Source organism: Blautia sp. LMAG:89, assembly GCF_008679485.1.
In the GTDB taxonomy this organism is placed as follows: Bacteria; Bacillota; Clostridia; order Lachnospirales; family Lachnospiraceae; genus Blautia_A; species Blautia_A fusiformis.
In genome coordinates this window covers 954,467-968,004 of record NZ_NANC01000004.1, presented here as the reverse complement: position 1 = coordinate 968,004, position 13,538 = coordinate 954,467, and the positions used below count along the sequence as shown (strand labels likewise).

13 protein-coding genes and 1 pseudogene are annotated in these 13,538 nt (G+C 40.3%); 9 read left to right on the top strand and 5 right to left on the bottom strand.

Annotation, left to right across the window (positions count from 1 at the left end):
- Window positions 1–3: 3 nt before the first annotated feature.
- Window positions 4–87, bottom strand: a pseudogene (locus tag CCC70_RS16710) (AsnC family transcriptional regulator); the annotation flags it as partial.
- 35 nt (window positions 88–122) lie between these two features.
- Here CCC70_RS16710 and CCC70_RS08385 point away from each other — a divergent pair.
- Both CCC70_RS08385 and CCC70_RS08380 read left to right on the top strand, forming a co-directional pair.
- Window positions 123–1,457, top strand: coding sequence for an MATE family efflux transporter (locus CCC70_RS08385; RefSeq protein WP_287084634.1), 1,335 nt, complete (start codon window positions 123–125; stop codon window positions 1,455–1,457).
- A 39-nt stretch (window positions 1,458–1,496) separates the two neighbouring features.
- Complete coding sequence (locus CCC70_RS08380) at window positions 1,497–2,453, top strand: 2-hydroxyacid dehydrogenase (protein WP_059086572.1); 957 nt, start codon at window positions 1,497–1,499, stop codon at window positions 2,451–2,453.
- A 70-nt stretch (window positions 2,454–2,523) separates the two neighbouring features.
- On the opposite strand, the gene CCC70_RS08375 is transcribed toward CCC70_RS08380, so the two are convergent.
- Window positions 2,524–3,720: an MFS transporter gene (locus tag CCC70_RS08375; protein ID WP_021651233.1), complete on the bottom strand. Its 1,197-nt coding sequence runs from the start codon at window positions 3,718–3,720 to the stop codon at window positions 2,524–2,526.
- A gap of 3 nt (window positions 3,721–3,723) precedes the next feature.
- Window positions 3,724–3,876, bottom strand: a complete 153-nt coding sequence (locus CCC70_RS08370) for a DUF1349 domain-containing protein (RefSeq protein ID WP_147419635.1) — start codon at window positions 3,874–3,876, stop codon at window positions 3,724–3,726.
- Window positions 3,877–4,027: 151 nt separating this feature from the next.
- Between CCC70_RS08370 and CCC70_RS08365 the strand changes: the two genes are divergently transcribed.
- A complete protein-coding gene (locus CCC70_RS08365) occupies window positions 4,028–4,915 on the top strand; it encodes an AraC family transcriptional regulator (protein WP_287084633.1) in 888 nt (295 codons plus the stop codon).
- A 70-nt stretch (window positions 4,916–4,985) separates the two neighbouring features.
- On the opposite strand, the gene hcp is transcribed toward CCC70_RS08365, so the two are convergent.
- On the bottom strand, window positions 4,986–6,560 hold the full coding sequence (gene hcp / locus CCC70_RS08360; RefSeq protein ID WP_287084632.1) for a hydroxylamine reductase: 1,575 nt from the start codon (window positions 6,558–6,560) through the stop codon (window positions 4,986–4,988).
- A gap of 148 nt (window positions 6,561–6,708) precedes the next feature.
- On the opposite strand from hcp, the gene CCC70_RS08355 reads away from it, so the two are divergent.
- The 6 genes from CCC70_RS08355 to CCC70_RS08330 all read left to right on the top strand — a co-directional run bounded on the left by CCC70_RS08355 (window position 6,709) and on the right by CCC70_RS08330 (window position 11,639).
- Window positions 6,709–7,401 carry a Crp/Fnr family transcriptional regulator gene (locus CCC70_RS08355; protein ID WP_118368665.1) on the top strand — a complete coding sequence of 231 codons (693 nt, stop codon included), beginning with the start codon at window positions 6,709–6,711 and terminating at the stop codon, window positions 7,399–7,401.
- Window positions 7,402–7,510: 109 nt separating this feature from the next.
- On the top strand, window positions 7,511–8,200 hold the full coding sequence (locus CCC70_RS08350; protein ID WP_144092699.1) for a Crp/Fnr family transcriptional regulator: 690 nt from the start codon (window positions 7,511–7,513) through the stop codon (window positions 8,198–8,200).
- Window positions 8,201–8,220: 20 nt separating this feature from the next.
- Entirely contained in the window at window positions 8,221–9,219 is a 999-nt protein-coding gene (gene asrA / locus CCC70_RS08345; protein ID WP_287084631.1) for an anaerobic sulfite reductase subunit AsrA, read from the top strand.
- Window position 9,220: 1 nt separating this feature from the next.
- Window positions 9,221–10,009, top strand: a complete 789-nt coding sequence (asrB, locus tag CCC70_RS08340; protein WP_118368662.1) for an anaerobic sulfite reductase subunit AsrB — start codon at window positions 9,221–9,223, stop codon at window positions 10,007–10,009.
- A 14-nt stretch (window positions 10,010–10,023) separates the two neighbouring features.
- The gene (asrC, locus tag CCC70_RS08335; RefSeq protein ID WP_118064000.1) at window positions 10,024–10,989 is read left to right on the top strand and encodes a sulfite reductase subunit C; all 966 of its coding nucleotides are present in this window, start codon (window positions 10,024–10,026) and stop codon (window positions 10,987–10,989) included.
- A 179-nt stretch (window positions 10,990–11,168) separates the two neighbouring features.
- Entirely contained in the window at window positions 11,169–11,639 is a 471-nt protein-coding gene (locus CCC70_RS08330) for a GNAT family N-acetyltransferase (RefSeq protein ID WP_287084630.1), read from the top strand.
- Window positions 11,640–11,699: 60 nt separating this feature from the next.
- Here the strand turns inward: CCC70_RS08330 and CCC70_RS08325 are convergent, their stop codons facing one another.
- On the bottom strand, window positions 11,700–13,460 hold the full coding sequence (locus CCC70_RS08325) for a diguanylate cyclase domain-containing protein (RefSeq protein ID WP_287084628.1): 1,761 nt from the start codon (window positions 13,458–13,460) through the stop codon (window positions 11,700–11,702).
- Between the last annotated feature and the right edge of the window lie 78 nt (window positions 13,461–13,538).

Sequence of the window (13,538 nt, the reverse complement as noted above, 5' to 3'; positions counted from 1 at the left end):
TTTCTATAGCCGTAATCCTTTAATATCTTTAATATGTGATAAGATCGTATTGCAGCTGCAGCTGATAACGCCGGGCAGTGTAGCAATAAGTGAAATTATGAAACCTGTGGAGGAATATGATAATGTCAAAAGATGAATATTTGATCACAGATGCGCCTCTTAAAGCGCTGACGGTTTTTGCAATGCCAATGATTTTGGGCAGCTTTTTTCAGCAAATATACAATATGGCTGACTCTATCATCGTCGGCCAATTTGTTGGTTCCTCCGCACTTGCAGCTGTCGGGGCCTGTGCAGCGCTGACCAATGTTTTTATTTGTGTGGCACTGGGAGCAGGTGTCGGTGCCGGTGTGCTGGTGAGCCGTTATTTCGGTGCCAGGAAGTATGGAAAAATGAAGACCATCGTGTCAACATCCTTGTTTAGCTTTTTAATTCTAAGTATAGTCCTTGGGGTTTTTGGATTTTGCTTTTCCCACTGGATGATGAGTGTGTTACAAACCCCTGGTGATATACTGGATGATGCAGTGTTATATCTGAGGGTCTATTTCGTGGGATTTCCGTTTCTGTTTATGTATAACATTCTTTCCAATATGTTTACTTCCATAGGCGAATCAAAAATCCCGCTGGGGCTCCTGATATTTTCGTCAATCTTAAATATTTTTATGGATCTCTGGATGGTGGCCGGACTTGGTCTCGGTGTGTTTGGTGCAGCCCTTGCGACTCTTATAGCACAGGGAATTTCTGCGGTGTTTTCACTTTTGCTTTTCCTTAGCCGGATGCGTCGATATAAAAGTCGCTTTGACTGGTTTGACAGGCAGGAGTTACATTCCATGCTTCAAATTGCTGTACCTTCGGTTCTTCAGCAGTCTACAGTGTCCATCGGTATGATGATCGTACAGGCAGTTGTAAATCCCTTCGGTACACAGGCACTTGCGGGGTATGCGGCGACGATGCGGGTAGAGAATGTTTTTTCATTGATTTTTGTATCCATTGGCAATGCGGTTTCCCCATATGTTTCCCAGAATCTTGGCGCAAAGAAAATTGAACGGATCAAAAAAGGATATCACGCTGCACTGGTGTTAGATGTATGTTTTGCAGTTCTTGCTTTTATAGTCATTGAAACACTGCACACGCAGATTTCCTCGCTATTCCTTGGTAAAGATGGAACTGCCCTGGCCTATCAGGTATCCGAGGGTTATATGAGATGGCTTGGTTACTTCTTCATCTTTATGGGAATCAAAATGGCAACCGATGGGGTTCTTCGTGGTCTTGGGATCATGCGCCCGTTCCTCATTGCAAATATGGTGAACCTGGCGATCCGCCTGTCTGTTGCTTTGATCTGTGCACCGCGTTTTGGCATTGTATTTGTCTGGCTTGCTGTACCAGCCGGTTGGTTTGCAAACTTTTTAATATCCTATGTGGCTCTTCGGAGATCATGGCCGACTGATAAAGAGGTATAATCCCGATAGCCTAAAGTAATTTAAGGAGGAATTTATAGTATGAACGATAAATGTGTGGTATTGAATGCAAAGAAAATGAATTTTGATGGGAAGCTGGATTTTTCCGTTTTATCTTCTGATGTTACAGTATATGATGATACAACAGAACAGCAGCTGTCAGAGCGTATTCAGGGTGCAGATATCATTGTAACAAAGGAGATGTCTGTGAGTGCAGAAATGATACAGAAATTCCCGGAATCTGTTAAACTGATCTGCGAGGCAGGTACAGGATATAATAATATTGATCTTGAAGCAGCACGGAAGAAGGGGATTACAGTCTGCAATATCCCGGCATACAGCACAGAACGTGTGGCACATACTGCGATTATGATGATATTAAATCTGAGTTCTGCAATGCAGGTACAGATGAAGATGCTGGCATGCGGAAATCATGACAATTTTACCAGAAATCTTCAGGTTCCGCATGTTGAGGTAAATGGTAAAACACTTGGTGTTATAGGTGCAGGACATATTGGCAGGAAAGTTATCCAGATCGCACAGGCGTTGGATATGAACATACTTGTATATACCAGGACACCGAGAGAGGATGAGAAAGGTATCCGCTATGTATCGCTTGAGGAATTACTCAGGAATAGTGATTATGTTTCCATGCACTGTCCATTGACGGAAAGTACAAAACATATGATCAACAAAGAGACTTTATCACTTATGAAGCCCTCAGCGTTTATCATTAATACCTCAAGAGGTGCACTTATTGATGAGGCTGCTCTTATAGAAGCATTGGAAAATGGTACGATTGCAGGAGCCGGACTTGATGTTCAGGAAACCGAACCACCTGAAGAAACCAACCCTCTTTATACTATGGATCATGTCCTTTTGACGCCGCATATGGGATGGAAAGGACTTGAAACAAGACAGCGGCTGGTTTCTATTCTGGCGGATAATATAAAGAAGTTTATGGAAGAGGATCCGATCAATGTTGTATCAGGTCTATAGTATCTGGCAGCAAAGTGATGATACAGCTTCCGGGTTTGCAGAGTGAAAAAATATAATTACAATCAATAAGTCAGTGCTTTGATATCTTCTTCCGATACAGCAGGAATAACATAAACAATAGAATTACTGGAAAAATAAGTCCGAATCCCATGCCGATCTTAATATTATTTCCAGCATTCTGAGTGATACGACCAACAATTCCAGGTCCAATGCTGCCACCTAAATCTCCTGCCATGGCAAGAAGAGAGAACATAGCCGTTCCACCTGTTGGAAAAGTTTTTGAGGAAATACTGATGGTTCCAGGCCACATGATTCCAACTGAAAATCCACATGCAATACAACCGATCAGTCCGATGATCGGGTTGGATGACAAAGCAGTAAGCAGATAACAGACAACGCATAATATGCCTGAACCACTCATAAACTTCATTAAATCTAACTGTTCTCCATATTTACCAAAAATTATACGGCTGATTCCCATTGTTACTGCAAACATACATGGACCTGTTAGATCTCCCAGAGCTTTTGATAATCCCAGTGCTGATTCTGCATAAGCAGATGCCCATTGAGCCATTGCAAGTTCAGAAGCTCCGGAACAGATCATCAGACATATTGCAACCCAGAAAAATGGCTTGGAAAACAGATCCTTAATTTCCATTCCAGAACCATTGTCAACCAGAGATTCGATGGGACAGGTCATGAAGTTATAAGTATTAATTGCAGGAATGATTGCCCATATTACGGCGAGCCACTTCCAACTGTCTATTCCAAATATCAGGAAAAATAAGCTGGAAATCAAAATTGTCCCAACAGCTCCCCAACAGTAAAATGAATGGAGCAGACTCATAGTTGCTTCTTTGTTTTCAAACGGACAGGCCTCGATAATAGGACTGCAAAGTACTTCTATTAAACCGCTTCCGATGGCATAAACAATAACACTACATATAATTCCAATAAAAGGATCAGGTAAAAAATCAGGTAAAAATGCCAGTCCAAGCAGACCCAATGCAGCAAATATTTCTGATGCAACAATGCACACACGATATCCGATATGATCTACGAATTTGGCACAGAACAGATCAACCAGAAGCTGTGTGAAAAAGAAGAAAGTGGATATCAGAGCAATGTTACCGAGAGAAATATGGTAGTCACTGTGAAATTTCAAAAAAAGAAGCGGTGCGAAGTTTGCCGCAATAGCCTGTGTGATAAATCCCATATAACAGGCTATTTTTGTCTTATGGTAGTTAGTTTTTTTTACAGCATTCATTTTTTATTTTCCTCTCCGAATGTTTTTAACAGTTTTATGTTCAATCTTCATATTCATCAATACTTCCACAAAAAAGTCTGTTCTGGGTGGTGCGGTTATTTCAATTTTGTCGCCCTCAATGTTGATCTCACTTTCATTCATCCATTTAAAAATCATAAGAATACCTCTTTTCTTTTTTTACTTGATTATATAGCAAATATCAGATATATACATTGAATTAAATTGTAGAAATACTGTATAATATCGTAAAAAAGAAAGAACGTGATATGGGATGGATTATAATAAAATACTTACAGACGAGGAGTTCATGGAAATTAAACAGCATGGAAGCAGTGATTATCCATTCCAGTATTATTATGATAATCTGGAATTGTTTGATTTTCATTGTATTGAGTGGCACTGGCACAGAGAATTTGAGTTTTTATATGTCGAGTCCGGACAAGTTACATGCGGAATAGGAGAAAAACAGATTATATTGTCAGAAGGAGAAGCAATTTTTATTAATTCTAAAATATTGCACCGCTTTTACGCATCATCAGGTGGTATCATTCCTAACTTTGTATGTATGCCGGAATTTATTGCGCCGGAGAACAGCCTGATCTATAAGAAATATATCTTGCCAATCATTTCATCGAATATATATTTCCAGCGTTTTCAGCCTGATGAACTATGGCAAACAAAGATCATACAAACTATGATAAAAATAATGGAAATACAGAGGAATGAGAAAATAAGAGAACTTGCTACTTTGGCATTGCTGCAGGATTTATGGCTGACTTTTTATGAAAATGTAAAGTTATCTGATAAAGGAGATGTACAGACAGTGGATGAAGTTGCACAGAAAAGGGTGCAGTTGATCATGCAATATATACATGAAAACTATAATCGCAATTTGTCTCTGGATGAAATTGCTTCGCATATAGGAATCAGCAAAAGTACTGCACTTAATTTGTTCCACCGTTTTTTACATACTACACCGGTTAATTATCTGATAGGATATCGACTTCAGGCAGCTTCCTGGTTATTGAAAAATACGAATAAAAAAGTAAAAACGATCGCTTATGAAAGCGGATTTCATAACGTTGATTATTTTTGCAGATTGTTTAAAAAACGTTATCATTTAACTCCATCAGAATATCGCTGCACATGTTTAAAAGTGTTGTCGGCTGATCCGAGTCTTCAGATCTGTAAATAAAGCCGATGCAGGACTTTCGGAATCCTGTATCGGCTTTGTTGATTTTGTAAAGGCTTTGAAAAATTTACTTTTACTGGTTCATCAGTGCTTTGATATCTTCTTCCGGTGTGGTGATAGGTGCAATACCATAATTTTCAACCAGAAAGTTCAGAATATTAGGAGAAAGGAATGCCGGAAGAGAAGGACCAAGACGGATATTTTTGATACCCAGATGCAGAAGGGTTAACAGGATACAGACTGCTTTCTGTTCATACCAGGAGAGTACGAAGGAAAGCGGAAGCTCATTTACAGAACATCCAAATGCATCTGCAAGTGCCACAGCAACCTGGATCGCACCATAAGCATCATTACACTGACCCATATCCATCAGTCGTGGCAGACCACCGATCTCTCCCAGATCGAGATCATTGAAACGGAATTTTCCACATGCCAGGGTGAGAACGATACTGTCAGAAGGTGTCTGCTTTACAAATTCCGTATAATAGTTTCGACCTGGCTTGGCACCATCACAGCCGGCAACCAAGAAGAAATGGCGGATCGCGCCTGATTTTACGGCTTCTACCACAGTACCTGCATGGGACAGGATAGCTGCATGACCAAAACCGGTTGTCACTTTTTTTCCGCCGTTGATACCGGAGAACATACGATCTTCTTTGTAACCGCCCAGCTCCAGTGCTTTTTCAATAAGTGGTGTGAAGTCTTTCTTCTCGTCAATATGGACAGCTCCCGGGAAGGCAACCACTTCTGTTGTAAATACTCTGTCAGCGTAGCTGCTTTTTGGAGGCATCAGACAGTTGGTAGTGTAGAGGATCGGGGCCGGAAGATGGTCAAACTCTTTCTGCTGATTCTGCCATGCAGTTCCGAAATTGCCTTTCAGGTGAGAGTATTTCTTTAAGAATGGATAGGCATGGGCAGGGAGCATTTCACCATGTGTATAGATATTGATTCCTTTTCCCTCAGTCTGTTCAAGCAAAAGCTGCAGATCTTTCAGATCATGTCCGGTCACGACAATAAAAGGCCCTTTTTCTACCGTAAGTGTAACATCAGTTGGCTCTGGTGTTCCATAGGTTTCTGTATTTGCCTTATCAAGAAGTGCCATGCACTTCAGATTGATCTCTCCTGTTTTGAGTACTGTGGAAAGCAGTGCTTCTGTGCTTTCTTCATAACCGATCTTAGATAATGCCTCGCAGAAGAACTGATTCACTTCGGCATCTTCATAATTCAGAACATTTGCATGATAGGCATAGGCAGCCATTCCGCGGATACCAAAGAGGATAAGAGATTTCAAGGAGCGGATATCTTCATTGGCATTCCACAGCTGCTGAAGATCATATTCCTCTGTTCTGCAGTCAGGAATCAGTCTTTCTTTTTCAGCTCTGACTTTTTGTATCATATTTTCGATTGCAGCATTGTCAAAACTTACATTTGTAACTGTAGTAAACAGTCCTTCGATTATGATCTGTCCGGTTCTTTTTGAAATAGTTTCCGTGCTGTCGGCAGCTTTAGCCAGACTGATCAACGCACCTGTCAGTTCGTCCTGTAATTTCGCTGTATCTGCTTTTTTTCCACAGACACCGGCATTTCCCGTGCAGCCTGTACATCCGACGGTCTGTTCACACTGAAAACAAAACATTTTTTTATCCATTATTGTATTCTCCTTTTATTCTGTGATTTTTCGAATGATCTTTCTTATTATTTTATCCTCGGCCGGTAATATTTATCCTTGGTTTCTGTTAGGAGTATAGTATAATAATTACAACGTGTATGTTTGATTTCCAACAGGAGGATTAATTTTGAAAAAATATTTACCCATTTTAAGAACCAGTCCTTTCTTTAAAGGTCTTACTGATAATGAGATATTATCCATACTGCACTGTGTAAATGCAGCAACAATCTCCAGAAAACGGGATTCTTATATTTTCAGAGCCGGAGATTCTACCGAAGTAATGGGACTTGTGGTGGCAGGCTGTGTTCTTGTTATTCAGGAAGACCTCTGGGGACATCGGAATATTCTGTCAAAATGTCATGCAGGAGATTTTTTCGGTGAACCATATGCAGCAAGTCCGGGAGCTGTTCTGAATGTCAGTGTGGTAGCAGATGAAGATTGTGAGATTATTTTTTTAAATGTTCAAAGACTTCTGGTTTCCTGTCCAACAGTATGTGATCATCATCAGAAGCTGATTCGTAACCTGGTCGGTGTCCTGGCAAATAAGATCCTGATCCTCAACGATAAGATCACACATGTGGGTAAAAGAACGACCAGGGATAAGCTGTTGTCCTATTTGTCGGCGGTATCCATCAGACAGGCATCTTTATCCTTTGACATTCCTTTTGACCGGCAGCAGCTGGCAGATTATCTTTGTATTGACCGTGCGGCAATGTCTGCGGAGATATCAAAGCTGCAAAAAGAAGGACTTATAAAAACAAACAGAAACCATTTTGAGCTGACTGTCTGTAATGATACGGATTCAGGAATAAAAATGTGATATACATCACGGAAAACGATAAACTTTTTCATTATAATACAAAAGGAAAGCGAGACAAGAGTAGTTTATTATCAGAAACTGCAAAAGCTATACCAGTGAGGTTGATACAATGGGACAGATAACACTCAGGGAACTGGAGAAGATGGATTTTTTTAAAGAAATCCCAAAGGATATTCTGCAGAATCTGCTTAATGAAAGTGAAGTTGTTTCTTATAAGAAAAAAGAAGTGATTTTTCATTCACGAAGCAGAACAAAAACAGTATATTTTGTGTATTCCGGTGAAGTGATGCTTTATAATCTGACCAAGCATGGAAATCGAAAGGTGATTTTTATCCTGGGAAAAGGACGGCTTTTAAATCAGAGCATTGTAAGCAAAAAGCCGAATGCACTTTTTTGTGAGGCTGCCTGTCCGGTGCAGGTGATAGAAATTGCAGAAAAACAGTTTCTTCAGCTTATGGAACAGAGCCATGCTTTGACAAGAGCTGTTTTGAGAGAGTATGAGAGAAATCTCTGGCGAATGGGGCACCAGCTAAAGAATACGACCGGAAATATGCAGATGGAGCGAAAAATAGCTGCAAAATTATGGAAGCTCGGTCGTGATTTTGGCGTAGATACGGAAGACGGGGTGATGATAGATATTGATCTTACCATTACCCTGATGGCAGATCTGGTTGGTGCACCAAGGGAAAATGTATCTCGTGCCTGTAAGGTTCTTACGGACAGAGGTCTGATCCGTTATGGTAATAAGCGCTTTATTCTGATAGATTTTGATGGTCTTGCAGAATTTTATAAAATGTGATTATAAGAAAGGGGTATCTGATGGGAAAACGAGTCAGCAGTGATGAGATGCAGAATATTTTTGAAATTTTGCAGAAATCCTATGATGTGTATGGACCGAAAATTTATCAGGGGACAGGATGCTTTTCAGATACAGATGTAGTTCGTTATGGTCTGCTGAACAGCTGGGAAGAGATTGTCTGGAATCAGAAGTCGGATTACAGCTTTAAGGAGGTACTGCTTCCGATTTCAGAGACGATTCTTTATTTTACGGAGAATGAGATGAAAACAGCAGACGGAGCGGCAAGACAGAGGTTGATTTTCTTGAAAAGCTGTGATTTTCATGCCCTGAAACGTCTGGACGACATGTATTTGAAAAATGGTGCAGAGGATTATTATTACAGAAGAATGCGGGAAAACACAGTTTTTGCTGTGATGGGGTGTAAGGAATCCGGAAAAAATTGTTTTTGCGTAAGTATGGGAACGAATCGTTGTGAAGAATATGATATGTATATTTTTCAGGATGAAGATGGATGTTACATGGAGCTGAGATGCAGAGAACTGGAAGAATTATTATGGGATTATGGACAGAATGTTCAGGAGAAACCGATTTTTGTGGAAAATAATGAGGTTCATGTAGAGGTTCCGGAAAAACTATCAAATACAATTCACCAGGATTCCATGTGGCAGGAATATGGCAGTCGATGTATTGGCTGTGGCCGCTGTAATTTTGTCTGTCCTACGTGTACCTGTTTTACTATGCAGGATATTTTTTATAAAGATAATCCAAAGGCCGGAGAGCGTCGCCGTGTATGGGCTTCCTGCCAGGTAGATGGATATTCTGATATTGCCGGAGGACACAGCTTCCGCCAAAGTCAGGGTGAAAGAATGCGCTTTAAGGTATTACATAAAATTTCAGATCATAAGAAAAGATTCGGATATCATATGTGCGTCGGCTGCGGGCGTTGTGAAAATGTCTGTCCGGAGTATATTTCCTATATCGAATGTCTTCAGAAACTGAAAGAAAAGGAGGGAAAGTAAGATGACGAATGAATATATTCCTTTCTTATCTAAGATAAAAGAAATCGTGAAGCATACAGAGACAGAATATACATTCCGTATGACATATGTGGGTGAAGTAAGACCGGGACAGTTTTTTGAAGTTTCTATTCCTAAATATGGTGAGGCACCGATTTCTGTCAGTGGTATAGGAGAAGATTATGTTGATCTGACCATACGCAAGGTTGGCAAGGTGACCGGAGAGATTTTTGAACTGAATGAGGGAAGCTGTTTTTTTATGCGTGGCCCGTATGGAAACGGTTTTGAAAAGGAGAATTATCAGGGAAAAGAACTGATCGTGGTAGCTGGTGGAACAGGAGTATCTCCTGTGAGAGGAGTGATCAGTTACTTCGGTGAGCATCCGGATGAAGTGAAAAAATTACACACGATCCTTGGGTTTAAATCGCCGTCAGATATTTTGTTCCGTGAGGATCTGAAAATCTGGGAACAGCAGATGGAGCTGATCCTGACAGTGGATTCCGCTGATGACGATTCTTATAGGACAGGACTTGTTACAAAATATATTCCGGAACTTGAGCTTGATAATATCCATGAGACTGCAGCTATTGTTGTCGGACCACCGGTCATGATGAAATTTGCAGTAGCAGAGCTTTTAAAGCTGGGAATGAAGGAAGAACAAATCTGGATATCTCAGGAGAGAAAAATGTGCTGTGGACTTGGTAAATGCGGGCATTGTCGAATGAATGATACCTATATTTGTCTGGATGGTCCGGTATTCTGTTATTCAGAAGGCAAAAAACTGTTTGATTAGGGGAGGAAATCGTAATGGATATCAATACAAAGAAACTAAAGAAAAATGCCTTCCGTGTATCAAAGGTCCGTGGGCTTACGGCTTCCAGAGTTCGTGTTCCGGGAGGGTGCTGTAATGCAGACGTTATGCAGCAGGTGGTGGATATTGCCAGAAAATATGGAAACGGACAGATCCATGTTACCACTCGTCAGGGATTCGAAATAGAAGGAATCCATATGGAAGATATGGATAAAGTTAATGAGATGCTTCAACCCATCATTGATAATCTTCAGATCAATCAAAATGAGGCAGGTACCGGGTATTCAGCATCAGGAACCAGAAATGTCTGTGCATGTATCGGAAACAGAGTCTGTCCTTTTGGAAACTATAATACAGCAGCTTTTGCGAAGAGAATCGAAAAGGCTATATTTCCTAATGATCTTCATTTTAAAATTGCACTTACAGGTTGTGCTAATGACTGTATCAAAGCAAGAATGCACGATTTTGGAATTATCGGTATGACAGAGCCACAATATGACCCTGATCGTTGTGTATCCTGTGGCGCCTGTGTAAAAGGCTGTGATAAGCTTTCGGTGGATGCGTTAAAGATGGATAATTACAGAATCGTGCGCAATGAAGAAAAATGCGTAGGCTGTGGAGTATGTGTGACAAAATGTCCTACCAGAGCATGGACCAGAAGTGAAAAAAAATATTATCGTTTGACACTTATGGGACGAACTGGAAAGAAAAATCCACGTCTGGGAGAAGATTTTTTGATCTGGGCAGATGAAGACACTATCGTCAAGGTTATCCTGAACACCTATAAATTTGTAAAAAAATATATTGATCCAAATGCGCCTGGCGGCAAGGAACATGTGGGATATATTATTGACCGTGTAGGGTTTGCAGAATATAAAAGGTGGGCGTTGGATGGTGTGGTACTTCCGCAGGAAACGATAGTGAAAGATAATATTTACTGGAGCGGAATACATTACAGATAATTATAAATAAGATAATTCCAATATAAGGAATTTTGCAAAAGAAGGTTGACCGGAAAAAACCTGACTGTTTAAAAGGATGCTATTGTTATAAGCCTTCCTTTACCTGGAATCCACACGATGGTATTATGGTATGTATAAAGAATCTGTGAAACCAGTTATTGAAAAACAGGAGGAAAAAAATGCTCATCAGAAAAGCAGAAGAAAAAGATATTCCGAGGATTCTGGAATTGTTAGGACAGGTGCTGCAGATCCATGCAGATATAAGGCCTGATATCTTTATTCCGGGCACAACAAAATATAAGACAGACGAATTAGCAGAGCTTCTGAAAAACGAAGAAAAGCCAATATATGTTGCAGCGGATGAGGCTGATGTTTGTATGGGGTATGCATTTTGTCAATTAAAGGAGCAGCCTTTTTCAAACAATATGGTACCGTTTAAATCTCTTTTTATAGATGACCTGTGTGTCGATCAGGAGACACGAGGTCAGCATATTGGGGAAAGCCTGTTTGAATATGTAAAAAAAGAAGCAAAGCAGCTGGGATGCTATGAAGTGACATTGAATGTGTGGGCAGGAAATACTTCAGCGGAAAAATTTTATGAAAAAATGGGAATGCGGACAAAAGAAAGGCAGATGGAATACATATTATAAGATGTTGAATTGTTCAGGAAAAAAACAGCCGGCTAAGATACAGACTGAGATGTCTGTACCTTAGCCGGAAAATTTATCACTGTAATGAACATGCATGGCTTCCCAGTCCATAAACAATACATAAAATACTCTTCCGTATTGCTGGCTGTCCACAATCCTTCCGTGATCAAGAACAGAAAGGTAAGAGCCGTCTGCTTTTCGAAGATGAAAGTGGATATAGTCATTGTTATTGCCGGCATCGATCTGTTTCCAGATGCTTGTTTCTATCTGCTGTTGTTCATCTTCCCTGATCAGGTTGTGGAAGCTTTTCTTTGTAAGGCTGAAGAGTTCATCTATATTTTTATATCCGGTCATTTGAAGGAACTCATGGTTTGCATACAGGAGCTCATCATCATCTTTGTCCGCTCTGTATATGATAAATGCACCCGGAAGGTGTTCAGAGATATCCTTGAATGCAAATCCGAGTTGTTTGCGGACTCCTGACCGGAGCCCCTCCCTGTAAGCCATACATCCGTTTTTTCCGTGAAGCTTTATTTCATAAAGTGCTGCATCTGCACAGCGCATGAGCTGTGAACGGCTGGATGCAAAGGTTGGATATTCTGCATATCCGAGAGAAATAAAAAACGGATATTCTTTTCCCTTACATGAAAATGTCTTTGGAAGCTTGGTAAATTGCAGCAGCAGTTCTCCCGCTTCTTTATAGGTATGATCCGGCAGAAGAATGCAGAACTCATCGCCACCGTTTCTTCCCAGTAATGTGGTTTTTGGGAAAAAAGCCTTCATGCTATCTGTAAGACTCTTTAGTGCCCTGTCTCCATAGACATGTCCGTAAATATCATTAATAAACTTAAAGTCATCAATATCAAGGAGTGCGGCCACAAAATGCGTTTTTGGATTTTTAGTGAACATCCTTTCGGCTAATTCATCAAATCCATAGCGGTTGTAAATATCGGTGAGAGAATCTGTGTGTGCCAGTATTTGAAATTTGTTTTTATTTTCTTTCGATACTAACCATACCCGGGTAAGACCTGAGAAAAGTAAAACGACAGCAGTAAACATTCCGCCGACGATTACCAGTAATCTAAGGTCTCTCCATCCGCTTTCAGGAGCTACTTCTAATGTCCAGTGCTCTTCCCCTATCGTAAAACCATAAGAAACAGTATGAGTTAATTGGTCGTCTGACTGATAAACAACTTTATAAGTATCGCTCCAGGGAGCGTCGGTTTTTGAGAGTCTGTATTCATATCCGAAATCCGAAAGTGCACTGATCGCATCTGAAAAAATGTCAGGAACACGCAGGATAACAATGGTAAATCCCCAGAAATATTCCTGGTTGTTTTCATCTTTCAGGTAGACTGGATTGCGGACAGCAATTCCACAGCCGCCCCGTTTTAAATCGAAAGGACCTTGTGTAATGATCACGTGATTGTCTCTTGCGTAACAGGAAATTTTGCTGCAATCTTTATCCTGGAGCAGATCGATCTTACTCGCTTCCGTTCCCTCAGAAGGATAAATATCTGTTACATTACCATCCGGAGCAAGCTGTATGCTTTCAATAACGTCAGACATAATATTTTCCGCAATTGTGTCAAACTGACTGATCTTTCCGTTTTCACTGATCAGGATCTGCTTTAGCGTATCTGTGATCGCAATTCCATTTGTAATTTCATTTTTTATACGTTCGCCGTAAGTTGTTGCATTTAATTGTGCTGTTATGTGTCGTTGTTCAGTTTCATGAGAGTCTATTTTGTATACAATTAAACCAACAAGGCATATGCCCAGTAAAAAAACGATAAGAGGTACAATTGTTTTTTTCTTCACCTGGTTCACCTCGTTTTATTAGTTTCGCAATAAAGTATTATACCATAGAAGTAAAAAAATAGAATGATTTTTTGCGTT

What these genes read in the sequence shown, in the direction of transcription:
- CCC70_RS08375 (WP_021651233.1), bottom strand. Translation starts at nt 3,720, where the DNA reads ATGAATGCTGTAAAAAAAACTAACTACCATAAGACAAAAATAGCCTGT.
- CCC70_RS08330 (WP_287084630.1), top strand. Translation starts at nt 11,169, where the DNA reads ATGCTCATCAGAAAAGCAGAAGAAAAAGATATTCCGAGGATTCTGGAA.
- CCC70_RS08380 (WP_059086572.1), top strand. Translation starts at nt 1,497, where the DNA reads ATGAACGATAAATGTGTGGTATTGAATGCAAAGAAAATGAATTTTGAT.
- asrB (WP_118368662.1), top strand. Translation starts at nt 9,221, where the DNA reads ATGACGAATGAATATATTCCTTTCTTATCTAAGATAAAAGAAATCGTG.
- CCC70_RS08350 (WP_144092699.1), top strand. Translation starts at nt 7,511, where the DNA reads ATGGGACAGATAACACTCAGGGAACTGGAGAAGATGGATTTTTTTAAA.
- CCC70_RS08385 (WP_287084634.1), top strand. Translation starts at nt 123, where the DNA reads ATGTCAAAAGATGAATATTTGATCACAGATGCGCCTCTTAAAGCGCTG.
- CCC70_RS08370 (WP_147419635.1), bottom strand. Translation starts at nt 3,876, where the DNA reads ATGATTTTTAAATGGATGAATGAAAGTGAGATCAACATTGAGGGCGAC.
- CCC70_RS08365 (WP_287084633.1), top strand. Translation starts at nt 4,028, where the DNA reads ATGGAAATTAAACAGCATGGAAGCAGTGATTATCCATTCCAGTATTAT.
- hcp (WP_287084632.1), bottom strand. Translation starts at nt 6,560, where the DNA reads ATGGATAAAAAAATGTTTTGTTTTCAGTGTGAACAGACCGTCGGATGT.
- asrC (WP_118064000.1), top strand. Translation starts at nt 10,024, where the DNA reads ATGGATATCAATACAAAGAAACTAAAGAAAAATGCCTTCCGTGTATCA.
- asrA (WP_287084631.1), top strand. Translation starts at nt 8,221, where the DNA reads ATGGGAAAACGAGTCAGCAGTGATGAGATGCAGAATATTTTTGAAATT.